Here is a 14085-nt window from a genome sequence, read left to right as displayed (position 1 = left end):
TCGGTGTTGCGCCTCAAGCATTGCGTTACGTTCGGCTCACACGCAGTTGGCCGCTTCGCTGCGCGCCTTCGCAAGCAACGCCTTGCCCGCGCGCGAGACGTTCGGCCGGCCGATTGCCGTCGAAATGAAATCGCCGATGCCCACGACTTGCGCGAGGTCGATGCCCGTTTCGATGCCAAGGCCGTTCATCAAGTACAGCACGTCTTCGGTTGCGACGTTGCCTGTTGCGCCCTTCGCATACGGACAGCCGCCGAGCCCGGCCACCGACGCGTGATAAATCTCGATGCCTTCCTGCAACGCCGCGTAGATATTCGCGAGCGCCTGGCCGTAGGTGTCGTGAAAGTGCCCGGACAGACGCTCGCGCGGAAACACGCGGGTCACGGCTTCGAACACTTCGCGCGTGCGCTTCGGCGTACCCACGCCAATCGTATCGGCGATATCGATCTCGTCGCAGCCGAGCGCCGCGAAGCGTTGCACCACATCGACCACCGACGCCACCGGAACCTCGCCCTGATACGGACAGCCGAGCGCGCACGACACGCTGCCGCGCATGCGCAAGCCGTGCTGCTTCGCCGCCTGCGCGACCGGCGCGAATCGCTCGATGCTTTCCGCGATGCTGCAATTGATGTTCTTCTGCGAGAACGCTTCGCTCGCCGCGCCGAAGATCACGATCTCGTCGGCGCGCGCGGCGAGCGCACCTTCGAAGCCGCGCAGATTCGGCGTGAGCACCGAATAGATCGTGCCGGGGCGCCGTTCGATGCCGGCCATCACGTCGGCGCCGTCGGCCATTTGCGGCACCCATTTCGGCGACACGAACGACGCCGCTTCGACGTTGCGAAAACCCGCTGCCGCGAGCCGGTTGATCAACTCGACCTTGATCGCCGTCGGCACGAAATCCTTCTCGTTTTGCAGACCGTCACGCGGACCGACTTCGACAATTTTCACTTGCTGGGGTACGGCCATGTTGTGTCTCCTTGACGTGATTGTGACTCCACGCCGTCAATATCCGCGCTCGATATTCACCACGCCGCCGACGGCTTCGCCGCGGTCGAGCGCGAGCATTTTTTGCGCGATCTGCGCGACGCTTTCTTCGCGCAAGGTCAGCGCCGACATGTGCGGCGTGACGGTAATGCGCGGTTCCTGCCAGAACGGATGATCGGGCGGCAGCGGCTCTTGCTGAAACACGTCGAGCGTGGCCGCGGCGAGTTGACCGCTTGCCAGCGCGTCGAGCAGATCGGCTTCCACCAGATGCGCGCCGCGTGCAACGTTGATCAGATACGCGCCGTGTGCGAGCTTCGAAAACGTGCGGGTGTTCAGCACGTTCGCGGTATCGGGCGTATGCGGCAGCAGATTGACGAGCACTTTCACGCCGTCGAGAAACGCGTCGAAACGCGCTTCGCCGGCGAACGTCGTGATGCCTTCCACTTGCTTCGCGCTGCGGCTGTAGCCGCGCACCGGCATGCCGAATCGCGCGACCGTTTGCGCGACATGTGCGCCCAGCACGCCGAGCCCGAGCACGCCGACCGTGAACGTGTCTCGTGGATGCGGATCGAGCACTTGCCAGCGGCGCTCGCGCTGCAGCGCTTCATATTCGTCGAAGCGCCGCAGATAACGCAGCACCGCGTGCGTCACATACTCGGCCATTTGCGGCGCCATGCCGGTGTCTTCGAGACGGATCAACGGCGCATTGGGCGGCAAGGTGCCGGGCTGCTCGCGTTCGAGCGCGAGAATCGCATCGACGCCCGCGCCCAGATTGAAGATCGCGCGCAAATCGGCGCGGCCGGCCAGCATCTCGCGCGGTGGCCGCCAGACGACCGCGAAATCGGCGGGCGCGGTGTCGCCGGGTTGCCACTCGCGCAGATCGGCTTGCGACAGCGCGCGCGCAAAGTCATGCAGCCAGGCTGCGGCTTCGGCGTTCGCCATATAGAAGAGGACTTTCATGCGACCTCACCGTTGCACGCGCAACGGCCCCGGTTCACGCTGCGCGCGCGGTGCGGGCGTGGCGGGCGGCGGGGCGGCTGCAAGGCTCGCGACGGCTGCGGCGCGGCGCGCGACGCTGACGACATGAGGGCTCCTCCTTTTATGGGCAGGCTTCATTCTACTTTTTCGCCGACGATCCCGCGCGCTTGCGCACGACCGTCCGTTTTCGGCTTCGCGCTCCGCGCAGATTCAGTCGATAAACAAAGCACAAAAACTTGGTTCGTCCGCGCGCCGGGCGGCGGGACAATGACTACCCGGTTTTCCCTTTGCGAGGGACAGACATGCTTTCATGCACCAGATCGCCGTGGCCGCCGCGGCTCGTGACCGTTCCGGGTCTGCACGGCAGCGAGGGCGCACATTGGCAAACGTGGCTCGAACGCCAGTTCGCGCGCTCGTTGCGCGTCGAGCAGGCCGACTGGGATGCACCGGACGTCGCCGGTTGGGCCAACTCGCTGCGCGAGTTGCTCGCGCGCGAACGCGGGCCGTTCGTGCTCGCCGCGCACAGCTTCGGATGTCTTGCTGCCGCGCACGCGTTGCAGCAGGCGTCGTATGCGAACGAGGTGGTCGGCGTGCTCCTCGTCGCGCCCGCGAGCCCGCAAAAGTTCGCCTTCGCCGGATCGTTCGAGGCGCGGCGGCTGGGCGTGCCGTCCATTCTGATCGGCAGCGAAACCGATCCGTGGATGCCGCTTGCCGGCGCTCGCGAACTGGCGCAGCGTTTCGGCAGTGCGTTCGTCAATCTCGGCGATGCGGGGCACATCAATACCGCAGCCGGATTCGGACCGTGGCCGCGGGCCAAGTATTTCATCGACACGCTCGTGCATTGCGCGGCGCCGCTGCGCTTTCGCGACGAAGCGCTCGAGATCGGGCAGCACGCGCTGGTTTAACGCGCGGGCTCGAGTGCGTTGCTCGGGCCGGCCCGGCTGGCCGCGTATAGGCGATCCGCTAGAATCCCGCTTGATGCTGCGCGTTCGCGCGGCCACAGGTTTTTATCATCGATAGCGGGGACAAGATGGCAGGCAAGACGGGGACTTCACGCTGGCTGGCGGCCGGCTTTACGGCGCTCACGCTCGGCTTCGGCGCTGGCGGCATATCGGCGGCGCATGCCGAGACGTCGTTGATGAACGTGTCGTACGACGTGACGCGCGAGTTGTACAAGGACGTCAACGCGGGCTTCATCGCCGCGTATAAGCAAAAGAGCGGCGAGACGGTGTCGATTCGCCAGTCGCATGGCGCGTCGAGCGCACAGGCGTTGTCGGTATTGCAGGGTTTGCAGGCCGACGTCGTGACGATGAACCAGCCGAACGACATCGACCTCCTCGCGGAAAAAGGCCAACTGGTGCCCGCCAACTGGCGCACCCGTCTGCCGGACGACAGCGCGCCGTACACGACGACGATGGTGTTCCTCGTGCGCAAGGGCAATCCGAAGCACATCAAGGACTGGGACGATCTCGCGAAGCCCGGCGTGCAAGTGGTGATCGCGAATCCGAAGACGTCCGGCAACGGACGCTACACGTACCTCGCCGCGTGGGGTTATCGCAAGCAGCACGGCGGCACCGATGCGCAGGCGCTCGACTTCGAAAAGGCGCTGTTCAGGAACGTGCCGGTGCTCGACACGGGCGGCCGCGGCGCGACGACGACGTTCACGCAACGCGGTATCGGCGACGTGCTGGTCACGTTCGAAAACGAAGTCGCGCTGATGAACAGCGGCGTGGGCGGCGGCAATTTCGAGGCGGTGTATCCGTCGGTGAGCCTGTTGGCCGCACCGCCGGTGTCGATCGTCGACAAGGTGGTCGACAAGCGCGGCACGCGCAAGGAAGCGCAGGCGTATCTCGACTATCTGTGGTCGCCGGCCGCGCAGGAGATCATCGCGCAACATCACTTGCGTCCGCGCGACAAGAACGTGCTCGCGAAACACGCCGCGGAGTTCAAGCCGATCAAGACCTTCACCGTCGAAGAAATGTTCGGTAGCTGGCAGAAAGCGCAGCAAACCCATTTCTCCGACGGCGGGACTTTCGATCAGATCATCGTCGACAGGAAGTAATGCGCTTTACGCGTGTTCGCAGCCGTGCTCGCAGCCGCTCTTGTCGAGCGGCATCTGCTGCGCGGCTTCGGCGCGAATGCCGAGGCGCGCGAGCAGCTTGCGGTCCGCTTCGGCTTGCGGGTTGCTCGTGGTCAGCAACTGATCGCCGTAGAAAATCGAGTTCGCGCCCGCGAGAAAACACATCGCCTGCAACGCCTCGTCCATCTGCTCGCGGCCGGCGGACAGGCGCACCATCGCGCGCGGCATCGTGATGCGCGCAATCGCGATGGTCCGCACGAATTCGAACGGATCGATCGCTTCCGTGCCGGTCAACGGCGTGCCTTCCACTTGCACCAGATTGTTGATCGGCACCGATTCCGGATACGGCTCCATGTTCGCCAGTTGCGCGATCAGGCCCGCACGCTCGCGGCGCGATTCGCCGAGGCCGACAATGCCGCCGCAGCACACGTTGATGCCCGCATCGCGCACGCGTTCCAGCGTGTCGAGACGATCCTGATACGTGCGCGTCGAAATGATCTGACCGTAAAACTCCGGCGACGTATCCAGATTGTGGTTGTAGTAATCGAGGCCGGCCTCGCGCAACGCTTGCGCCTGATGCGTCTCGAGCATGCCGAGCGTCACGCAGGTTTCGAGTCCCATCGCCTTCACGCCGCGGATCATGTCCTTGATCGGCTCGAGATGGCGGTCCTTCGGATTGCGCCATGCGGCGCCCATGCAGAAACGCGTCGCGCCGTTTTCCTTCGCGGCTTTCGCCGCGGCGAGCACTTCGTCGACCGGCATCAGCTTGTCGGCTTGCAGGCCCGTGTCGTGATGCACCGACTGCGGACAGTACGCGCAATCTTCCTCGCAGCCACCGGTCTTGATCGACAGCAGCGTCGACAGTTGCACGGTGTTGGCGTCGAAATGCTCGCGATGCGTTTGCTGCGCGCGAAACATCAGGTCGTTGAACGGCAGTTCGTACAGCGCGACGATGTCGGCGACGCGCCAGCGCGCGAGCTGTTTGCCCGCAGCGTCGGCGTTGGCATTGGCGTTCGCGTTGACGTTGGCATTGTTAAGGGCAGCCGTATCAGCGGATGCAGCAGCGATGTTCAGTTGCGTCATGTGGTCGATCCTCATGAGTGGACGTGATGTTCAATTCAGCGCTGCGCGTCGCGCAGCGTTTGCAATACCCGGTGAATGTCGAGCCGTTCAGCCGCGAGTTCGGGCGATGCCGGGCTCATATGCGGCACGATGCCGAGCAACGGCGCGTGATGTTCGCGCGCGAGATGCTCGCGGATCGACGCGATGTTTTCGTCGGGAAAAGTCATGTCGGGATCGACGCGATTCGCGACCCAGCCGGCAAGCGTGAGTCCGCGCGCGGCGATGGCCTCGGCGGTGAGCAACGCGTGGTTGATGCAGCCTAGGCGCATGCCGACCACCAGCACGACCGGCAGCTTCAAGGCGACGGCGAGATCGGCCGTGTCGTGCGTCGCCGTCAACGGCACACGAAAGCCGCCGACGCCTTCCACCACGACGACGTCCGCGCGCGTCAACGCTTTGCTATGACACGCGACGATGTGGTCGATGTCGAATGCAACGTTTTCCAGCGCGGCGGCAATGTGCGGCGCGGCCGGTTCCTTCAGCAGATACGGCGTGCGCATCGCAGGCGGCAACAGCACGTTCGACGCCGCGTCGAGCTGGTCCGCGTCTTCGTTATGCAGTTCGCCGTTCACCTCGAACGCGCCCGCGGCGATCGGCTTCATCGCGGCCGCTTGCAGTCCCTCGCGAACGAAGCCTCGCAATAATGCCGACGACACGAACGTCTTGCCGATTTCGGTGTCGGTTCCAGTGACGAAGAGTGACAGTGCGGTATTTGCAGACGTCATGCGCTTTGCTCCCCCGCGGCTTGCAAGCCCGCTTCGAGCCGGTCGAGATCCGCATGCGAATGCGCGGCCGACAGCGAAATGCGCAAGCGCGATGTGCCGGCCGGCACGGTCGGCGGCCGAATCGCGGGCACCCACAAACGCGCGCGATCGAGCGACGCGGCAATCCCGAGCGTCGCGTCGTTCGCGCCGATAATGAGCGGCTGCACGGCGGTATGCGAATCGACGGGAAGCCACGGCGTGGTCTTGAGCATGGCGCGCGTGCGCTCGATCAACTGGCGAAGATGCGCGCGCCGCTCATCGCCTTCGTCGCCGCCGATAATGCGCAGACTCGCCGACACCGCGTGCGCGGCAGCCGGCACCGAAGCCGTGGTGAAAATGTACGGACGCGCGCGTTGCACGAGCCACTCGATCACGGTCCCGTGCGCCACGACGAATGCGCCCGACACGCCCGCCGCCTTGCCTAGCGTGCCGATGGAAATCAGATTCGGCGAGCGCAACGCGGCTTCGGCGATCGCGCCGCGGCCTTGCGGACCGAGCACGCCGAAACCGTGGGCATCGTCGACGATCAGCCACGCGCCGTGCCGCTCCGCAAGTTCGAGAAGACGCGGCAGCGGCGCGATGTCGCCGTCCATGCTGAACACCGTATCGGAGACGATGACCTTCTCGTCCGCGTCCGACGCGTCGAGCATCGCGCTCAGCGCTTCCATATCGCAGTGCGGGTAGATCTGCACGTCGGCTCGCGACAGACGCGCGCCGTCGATCAGCGAAGCATGGTTGAGCGCATCGGAGAACAGCGTCGTGCCGCGGCCCGCGAGCGCGGTGAGCGTCGCGAGATTCGCCATGTAGCCAGTGCTGAAGTAAAGCGCGCGCGGCGCATCGACGAATCCGCCGACGAACTCCGCGAGATCGTCCTCGAGTTGCGCGTGTGCGCGCGAGTGGCCGCCGAGCAGATGTGAACCGCCGCTGCCCGCGCCATAGCGTTGCGCGCCTTCCGCGATGGCCGCGATCAACTGCGGATGCGCGGCGAGTCCGAGATAGTCATTGCTCGCAAAGCCGACGATCTCGCGGCCGTCGACCGTCATATGAGCCGCGCACGGCGTGTCGACTGTGCGGCGGCGACGGCGCAGGCCGTGTTCGTCGATCTCCTTGAGTCCCTGCGAAAGTTTGTCGAGCAGATGCATTAGCGCAGCTCCGCGAGCGTGGCGTCGAACGTTTCGCGCGTGCGCGAGGCGAGCAGCGCGATCTCTTCGTCGTCGAGAATGTATGGCGGCATCAGGTACACGGTGGTCGAAATAGGGCGCAACAATAGCTCGCGCTGCAAGGCATTTTCGAAGAAGCGGCGCGAAAAGGTTTTGGCATGCTGCTCGTTTTCGATGACTGCGTCGAACGCGAAAATCGTTCCGCACTGGCGCAGATTGCGCACATTCGCGTGTTCCGCGAGCGGCGCGAGTGCGGCCTTCAGCGTTGCCGACTTTTGCTCGTTGACCGCGAGGACGTTGTCGCTCGTGAACAGGTCGAGCGTTGCGAGCGCCGCGCGGCACGCGAGCGGATTGCCGGTGTACGAATGCGAATGGAGAAAGCCGCGAGCCGTGTCGTCGTGATAGAAGGCTTCGAAGATTTCGTCGCGTGAAAGCACGATGGAAAGCGGCAGATAACCGCCGCTAATGCCCTTCGACAGACACAGGAAATCCGGCCAGATGCCGGCCTGTTCGCAAGCGAAGAAAGTGCCGGTGCGGCCGCAGCCGACGGCGATTTCGTCGGCGATCAGATGCACGCCGTATTGATCGCACAGCGCACGCAAACCGGCGATGTACGACGCGTCGTGCATCGCCATGCCGGCTGCACATTGCACGAGCGGCTCGACGATCAACGCGGCGATTTTGGTGGCGCGCGCTTCGAAGAGCGAACGCACAGCTTCGAGCGCGCGACGCGCGACGTCGGCGGCTGTTTCGCCGGGTTGTGCAAGACGCGCGTCCGGCGAGGCCACGACGTGAGCGTTGCGGATCAGCGGGTCGTAGGCGTCCTTGAACAACGCGACGTCGGTCACGCCGAGCGCGCCGATCGTCTCGCCGTGGTAACTGTTCGCAATGCAGACGAATTCCTGCTTGTCGGCGAAGCCGCGATTGCGCCACGCGTGGAAGCTCATTTTCAGCGCGATTTCGACGGCGGACGCGCCATCCGATGCAAAGAACGCGTGGCCCAGCGTGTGATCGGTGAGCGCGTTGAGCCGCTCGGCGAGTTCGATTGCGGGCTCGTGCGTGCAGCCGGCAAGCATCGCGTGCTCGAGCGTGTCGAGCTGATCCTTCAGCGCCGCGTTGATGCGCGGATTCGCGTGGCCGAACAGGTTGACCCACCACGAACTGATCGCGTCCAGATAGCGATGACCAGACTGGTCATAGAGCCACGCGCCTTGACCGCGCGCGACGGGTATCAGGGGCAGACGCTCGTGATGCTTCATCTGCGTGCAGGGATGCCAGACCGCGCGCAGGCTTCGGGCGATCCAGTCTTCCGTGGATGTGGGTGATGTTGCTGACATTTCCAAGGCGTACTCCAGGGTGCTTTTTTGCGGCCGCCGTGGGTTCTTTTTGTCAGGTTTTTGGGGCGCGGTGCGTCGTGTTTTTCAGCGATGCGCGACCCTACGGCTAGCGTGCGGGGTCGAGATAGCGGTTTCTTCGGGGCTTTGCACTAGCGGTTTGGCGGCGAATTTCGGCTGCCGGCACGGGGTTCGGCGCTGTTCGCGGCAGGTGATTTGCGTTTTGCCGTGAAGGGCGCAGAAGGGCGGAATTGGCGACGGAAAAGTATTGGGGGGTAGTGGAGCAAAAGATGGGCGCTCGGGGGCCTCGCAATCAGATATGACCTATTTTGTGGCAATCGTTGTGTCGATGCTGACCTTGACGAATCTTGACACATCTGCCTTGCGCGGTTCGGTACGTTATGGCCTTCTTACCAATCCGCAACAGAAAAAAGATGAACCGCAGGGCATTCAGGCTGGTATTCAGCCGGCTAAGGGCAATGCTTGTTGCCGTCGAGGAATCGGCCACGGCAACAGGCAAGGGTAATGGCGAGACCGCTGCAACGAGGCGCGTGCTCGCGACTCCATCCAGCACGCAACAGCACAGCTTCGCGCTGCGAAGCATCGCACTCGCGGCCCTTGTGCTGCTCGGCGCGGCTCCGGCTTTCACCGTAGCGCAGATCGTGCCGGGTGGCCCGAACGCGCCGGGCGTCGTCACGACGCCGAACGGGCTGAACCAGGTGAACATCAACCGGCCTTCTGGCGCGGGCGTGTCGGTCAACACGTACAACCAGTTCGACGTGCAGCAGCGCGGCGCGATCCTGAACAACTCGCCGACCATCGTGCAGACGCAGCAGGCGGGCATGATCAACGGCAATCCGAACTTCGCGCCGGGACAGTCGGCGCGGATCATCGTCAACCAGGTTAATAGCAGCGCGGCGAGCCAGATCAATGGCTATCTGGAAGTCGCTGGACAGAAGGCACAGGTCGTCATCGCCAACGGCTCGGGGATCAGCGTGAATGGCGGCGGCTTCATCAACACGTCGCGCGCGACGCTCACCACCGGCACGCCGAACTACGGCACGGACGGCAGCCTCACCGGGTTTAACGTGAGCGGCGGCAATATCACCGTGCAGGGCGCGGGGCTGAACGCGGGCGACGTCGATCAGGTCGATCTGATTGCGCGCGCCGTGCAGGCGAATGCCGCGATTTACGCGAAGAACCTGAACGTCATCACGGGCGCGAACAGTGTCGATTATGGGACGCTGAACGCCACGGCTATCGCGGGTAGTGGCGCTGCGCCGGGTGTGTCCATCGACGTGAGCAGCCTCGGTGGCATGTACGCGAACCGGATCGTTCTGGTGGGCACCGAGAACGGTGTGGGCGTGTCAACGAAGGGCGTGCTCGCTGCGCAGGCGGGTGACGTGACGCTGACCACGCAGGGCAAGCTGGTGCTCGGCGGGCAGACGAACGCGAGCGGGAACATCGCGATCAACGCGCGCGATGGGATCGACAATAGCGGGACCACGTATGCGCAGCAGAATGTCAGCGCGAGTACCGCAGGTACGCTGAATAATAGCGGCACGTTTGCCGCGCAGCGGAACACCACGGTCAATGCGGGCGGCGTGGCATCGACGGGTACGCTCGGCGCGGGCGTGAACAGCGATGGCAGCCTGGCACGCTCCGGCGATCTGTCGGTGACGGCGGGCGGCGCGCTCGCGGCAACCGGGCGCAATGCAGCGGGCGCGAATGCGAATCTGCAAGGCGCGTCGGTCAATCTCGCGGGTAGCAGTACGTCGGCGAATGGGAGCATGGCGTTGACCGCGACGGGCGGTGATGTGAATGCCGCTGGCGCGACGACGACGGCCGGCAGTACGCTCGCGGTCAATGCAGCAGGCACGTTGTTCAATGACGGCGGCGTGCTGTCATCGGGTGGCGCACAAACGTTGAATGCCGGCGCGCTCTGGAACAGCAACGGCCAGATCGTTTCGGGCGGTGCATTGAATGCAAACGTCGTGGGGGCCGTGTCCAACACCGGCGGCACGATGCAGGCCGCAGGCGCGTTGGCGGCGAACGCAGGCTCTTTCGACAACACCGCGGGCCATATCGCATCGCTCAATGCTGACGGCCTGGCCCTCTCTACTGCGGGCACGCTGAATAACGGCGCGGGCGGCACGGGTCTGGGCACCATCGGCGGCAACGGCAATGTGACCGTGCAGGCCGGACAGATCGCGAACGCGGGCTCGATCACCGCGGTGCAGAACCTGACTGCGGTTGCGGCGCAAAGCCTGTTCAGCAACGGCACGTTGGCCGCCAACGGAAACGTGAACGCATCGGCAGGCACGACACTCGCGAACGCCGGCACATTCACGGCCGGCCAGCAGGCAGTGATCAGCGCGGCGACCGTCGATAACAGCGGCGGCTCGACGAGCGCAAACCTGCTCACACTGCACGCGACGAACCTCGTCAATCACGGCGGCACGATCACGCAGACCGGAACCGGCGCGACGACGGTCGATGTAGCGGGCACGCTCGACAACACAGGCGGCACGCTTCAGACCAACGCCGCGAGCCTGACGCTCGCGCCCGCGGTCGCGCTCGTCAACGACAACGGCACCATCGCGAATGCCGGGACAGGCGCGCTGACCGTCAGCACCGGGACTCTGTCCAACGTCGGCGGCACGATCGCCAGTAACGGCCAGGCTGCGCTTCAGGCCGGAGCGCTCGACAACACGGCTGGCTCGATCATCGGCCAGAACGGTCTCACGGCAAGCGTCGGCGGCACGCTGGACAACACCAACGGCAAGCTGCTTTCGAACACGGACCTGAGCCTTGCCAGTGGCGCGCTGAACAACAACGGCGGCCAGATCGGCGCGGGCGCAAACGAAACGATTCGCACGGGCTCGCTGACCAACAGCGGCGGCTCGATTGTCGCGCCGAACCTGGCACTCACCATCGGCTCGACACTGGACAACAGCGGCGGCGACATCCAGGCGAACCAGCTTGCGCTGAACGCGACGGACCTGCTGAACCACGGCGGCACGATCACGCAATACGGCGCGTCGTCGATGGGCTTTAACGTCAGCGGCACCTTCGACAATTCAAGCGGCGGCACATTCCAGACCAACAGCACCGACCTGACGCTGGCCCCTGGCGCGCTCATCAACGACGGCGGCGCGATCATCGACGCCGGCACGGGCACGCTGACGATTGCACCGGGCAATGGCGCGGGTGCCTTCTCGAACGTCGGTGGCCGGATCATCACGGCCGGACAGCTCGCTGCGCAGGCCGGCAGCCTGAACAACGCGAACGGCGTGCTCGCCGCGCAGGGAAACATCGCGGCAAACATCGCGGGCGATGTGAACAATACGCAAGGCTCGGTTCGCTCGCTCTCGTCGCTGACGCTCGCGAGCGGCGGCACGCTGACGAACACCAACGGACAGATCCAGTCCGGCACGGGCGCGGCTGGCGACGCGAGCACGCTCGCGATTCAGGCCGCGTCGGTCAACAACACGAACGGCCTCGTCGGTAGTCTCGGCACGGGCGACATGACCGTGCAAGGCGGCAGCCAGACCGTGAACAGCGGCGGCGTCATGACGGGCAACGGCAATGTTGCCGTCGACACGTCGGCGCTCGTCAATACGCAGAACGGTCAGATCAGCGGCGCGCGCGTCGCGGTGCAAGGCGATACCGTCGACAACAGCGGCGGCCAGATTGGCAGCCTGGCCGGTACGAATGGCGATGTCGCGATCACAACAACCGGCGCGGTCACGAACACGAACGGGCAGATTGGCGCAACACATAACCTGGCCGTCAATGCCGCGACCCTTACGGGCGGCGGCAGCTACAGCGCGGCCAACGATGTGGCTGTGGCCGTGCAAGGTAATTTCGCGCCCACGCCCGATGTCCAGTTCAACGCAGGCCATGACCTCAGTTTCACCCTGCCGGGAACATTCAGCAATGGCGCGCTTGTCGAAGCGGCGAACAACCTGAACATCAACGCGGCCGACGTGCAGAACACCGGCGTCATGATGGCGGGCGGCACGCTCACGACGCACTCGAATACGCTCGAGAACACCGGGACGATGGTCGGCGGCAGCGTCTCGCTCAACGCGACGCAATCGCTGACGAACACGGGGCCGACTGCGCTGATCGGCGCAACCGACAGTAACGGCACGCTCGAACTGCTGTCGAACGACATCGAGAACCGCGACGACACCACGGCGACCGACACGCAGGCGACCACCGCGATTTACGGTCTCGGCAAGGTGATACTGGCGGGCGGCAAAAATGCAGACGGCAGCTACACGAACGCGGCCCTGATCCGCAACCAGTCAGCGCTGATCGAATCGGCCGGCGACATGGAACTGCACGCCGCCCAGGTGACGAACACGCGCACGACGATGACGACGACCGGCCTGAACCAGCCGGTCGACCCGGCGCTGCTGGGCGAACTTGGCATCAGCCTGTCCGGCCGCACTGGCCAGGTCGGCATACAGGACCCGAACAGCATCGGTGGCGTCTTTACCGATCCGCCACACGGAGGGCAATGGAATTCGACCTACCAGTACACCACCTACACAGGCGTCGCGCTGGCGATCGAGCCGACCGACATGCCGGGCGAAAGCGACGTCGTCATATCGATGAAACGCGCTAAGCCGTGGAGCGTGGTCGCGTCCGTGGACAACTCGGGTTCGCGCGCAACCGGCAAGCTACAGGGCAACCTCAGCGTCGGCATCGACAACCCGCTCGGACTGAATGACGTTCTCACGGCTGGCGCCAGTCAGGATCTCGAATTCGGCGACAAGCGCCTGGGCTCGCACGGCTTCAATGGATCGTACTCGCTGCCGTGGGGTTATTGGACCGCCACACTGTCGGGCAGTGCGAATACCTATTACCAGAACATTGCGGGTGTGAATCAGACTTTCGTGTCGAGCGGCAATTCGCAGACCGCCGCGCTGAGACTCGCGCGTGTCCTGAGACGCAGTCAGACCGACGTGTTCGGCGTGGAATTCCAGCTATCGAAGCGCTTCGGCGAGAGCTTCATCGACGGCACTGACATTCCGAGCCAGCGCCGCAACAACACGTTCATCGAGGCGGGGCTGACCGACCGGCATTACTTCGGCGCGGCACAGCTCGACGGGACGCTTGCGTATCGTCAGGGCATCGGCGGACTGGGTGCGACGCCTGACCCGCATCCGGACGGTCCGACGTACCGTTACCATCTCGCCGCGCTGGACACAAACCTGTCGGTGCCGTTTGCAGTCAAGACACAAAGCTTCCGCTACGTGACAACCGTTCACGCACAGTTCACGAACGACACGCTGTTCTATTTAGACGACCTGACGATCGGCAGCCGCTACACGGTACGCGGCTTCGATGGCGAGACGATGCTGGCGGCGGAGAAAGGTTTCTACTGGCGCAATGAACTACAGATGCCCCTTGGCCAGACAGGGCAGACGCTATACACAGGGATCGACTACGGGCGCGTATTCGGACCGAACACGGCGTTTCTGGCGGGCACGCAACTGGCCGGCGCGGTAATCGGCCTACGCGGTAACGTCGGCACGCGGATCGGCGGATTCGCCTATGACGTGTTCGCCGGCACGCCCGTCTACAAACCGGCAGCATTCCCAAGCGCGCGTGTCACGCTCGGCTTCCAGGCGACAGCGCAGTTCTAGCGGGAA

The 14085-nt window shown here is 64.5% G+C and carries 10 protein-coding genes; 4 read left to right on the top strand and 6 right to left on the bottom strand.

What is annotated here, in order from left to right; all coding sequences use genetic code 11:
* Positions 1-36 precede the first annotated feature (36 nt).
* Together BGRAMDRAFT_RS07840 and BGRAMDRAFT_RS07835 are read right to left on the bottom strand one after the other, a co-directional pair.
* A complete protein-coding gene (locus tag BGRAMDRAFT_RS07840; protein WP_006048166.1) occupies positions 37-963 on the bottom strand; it encodes a hydroxymethylglutaryl-CoA lyase in 927 nt (308 codons plus the stop codon).
* A gap of 36 nt (positions 964-999) precedes the next feature.
* Positions 1000-1941 carry a 2-hydroxyacid dehydrogenase gene (locus tag BGRAMDRAFT_RS07835; RefSeq protein WP_006048165.1) on the bottom strand — a complete coding sequence of 314 codons (942 nt, stop codon included), beginning with the start codon at positions 1939-1941 and terminating at the stop codon, positions 1000-1002.
* A gap of 320 nt (positions 1942-2261) precedes the next feature.
* Here BGRAMDRAFT_RS07835 and BGRAMDRAFT_RS07830 point away from each other — a divergent pair, with 320 nt between their 5' ends.
* Positions 2262-2864, top strand: a complete 603-nt coding sequence (locus BGRAMDRAFT_RS07830; protein WP_006048164.1) for an RBBP9/YdeN family alpha/beta hydrolase — start codon at positions 2262-2264, stop codon at positions 2862-2864.
* A 125-nt stretch (positions 2865-2989) separates the two neighbouring features.
* Complete coding sequence (locus tag BGRAMDRAFT_RS07825; RefSeq protein WP_006048163.1) at positions 2990-4021, top strand: sulfate ABC transporter substrate-binding protein; 1032 nt, start codon at positions 2990-2992, stop codon at positions 4019-4021.
* Positions 4022-4027: 6 nt separating this feature from the next.
* On the opposite strand, the gene bioB is transcribed toward BGRAMDRAFT_RS07825, so the two are convergent.
* The 4 genes from bioB to bioA are packed head-to-tail and all read right to left on the bottom strand — an operon-like array spanning position 4028 to position 8428.
* On the bottom strand, positions 4028-5122 hold the full coding sequence (bioB, locus tag BGRAMDRAFT_RS07820) for a biotin synthase BioB (RefSeq protein WP_006048162.1): 1095 nt from the start codon (positions 5120-5122) through the stop codon (positions 4028-4030).
* Positions 5123-5157: 35 nt separating this feature from the next.
* The gene (bioD, locus tag BGRAMDRAFT_RS07815) at positions 5158-5886 is read right to left on the bottom strand and encodes a dethiobiotin synthase (RefSeq protein ID WP_006048161.1); all 729 of its coding nucleotides are present in this window, start codon (positions 5884-5886) and stop codon (positions 5158-5160) included.
* Positions 5883-7067, bottom strand: a complete 1185-nt coding sequence (bioF, locus tag BGRAMDRAFT_RS07810) for an 8-amino-7-oxononanoate synthase (protein ID WP_006048160.1) — start codon at positions 7065-7067, stop codon at positions 5883-5885. Before bioF ends, bioD begins: the two co-directional genes overlap by 4 nt.
* The gene (bioA, locus tag BGRAMDRAFT_RS07805) at positions 7067-8428 is read right to left on the bottom strand and encodes an adenosylmethionine--8-amino-7-oxononanoate transaminase (RefSeq protein WP_044020545.1); all 1362 of its coding nucleotides are present in this window, start codon (positions 8426-8428) and stop codon (positions 7067-7069) included. Before bioA ends, bioF begins: the two co-directional genes overlap by 1 nt.
* Before the next feature lie 310 nt (positions 8429-8738).
* On the opposite strand from bioA, the gene BGRAMDRAFT_RS34445 reads away from it, so the two are divergent.
* On the top strand, positions 8739-8945 hold the full coding sequence (locus tag BGRAMDRAFT_RS34445; protein ID WP_157140593.1) for a hypothetical protein: 207 nt from the start codon (positions 8739-8741) through the stop codon (positions 8943-8945).
* Entirely contained in the window at positions 8854-14079 is a 5226-nt protein-coding gene (locus BGRAMDRAFT_RS07800) for a ShlB/FhaC/HecB family hemolysin secretion/activation protein (protein ID WP_083803802.1), read from the top strand. Before BGRAMDRAFT_RS34445 ends, BGRAMDRAFT_RS07800 begins: the two co-directional genes overlap by 92 nt.
* Positions 14080-14085: the final 6 nt, after the last annotated feature.

This window comes from Paraburkholderia graminis C4D1M (assembly GCF_000172415.1).
GTDB classification, from domain to species: domain Bacteria; phylum Pseudomonadota; class Gammaproteobacteria; order Burkholderiales; family Burkholderiaceae; genus Paraburkholderia; species Paraburkholderia graminis.
This window is presented reverse-complemented; position numbering and strand designations above follow the sequence as displayed.

Excerpts from the sequence above, each read along its gene's own strand:
- BGRAMDRAFT_RS07840 (WP_006048166.1), bottom strand. The coding sequence starts at position 963 with ATGGCCGTACCCCAGCAAGTGAAAATTGTCGAAGTCGGTCCGCGTGAC.
- BGRAMDRAFT_RS07835 (WP_006048165.1), bottom strand. The coding sequence starts at position 1,941 with ATGAAAGTCCTCTTCTATATGGCGAACGCCGAAGCCGCAGCCTGGCTG.
- BGRAMDRAFT_RS07830 (WP_006048164.1), top strand. The coding sequence starts at position 2,262 with ATGCTTTCATGCACCAGATCGCCGTGGCCGCCGCGGCTCGTGACCGTT.
- BGRAMDRAFT_RS07825 (WP_006048163.1), top strand. The coding sequence starts at position 2,990 with ATGGCAGGCAAGACGGGGACTTCACGCTGGCTGGCGGCCGGCTTTACG.
- bioB (WP_006048162.1), bottom strand. The coding sequence starts at position 5,122 with ATGACGCAACTGAACATCGCTGCTGCATCCGCTGATACGGCTGCCCTT.
- bioD (WP_006048161.1), bottom strand. The coding sequence starts at position 5,886 with ATGACGTCTGCAAATACCGCACTGTCACTCTTCGTCACTGGAACCGAC.
- bioF (WP_006048160.1), bottom strand. The coding sequence starts at position 7,067 with ATGCATCTGCTCGACAAACTTTCGCAGGGACTCAAGGAGATCGACGAA.
- BGRAMDRAFT_RS34445 (WP_157140593.1), top strand. The coding sequence starts at position 8,739 with ATGACCTATTTTGTGGCAATCGTTGTGTCGATGCTGACCTTGACGAAT.
- BGRAMDRAFT_RS07800 (WP_083803802.1), top strand. The coding sequence starts at position 8,854 with ATGAACCGCAGGGCATTCAGGCTGGTATTCAGCCGGCTAAGGGCAATG.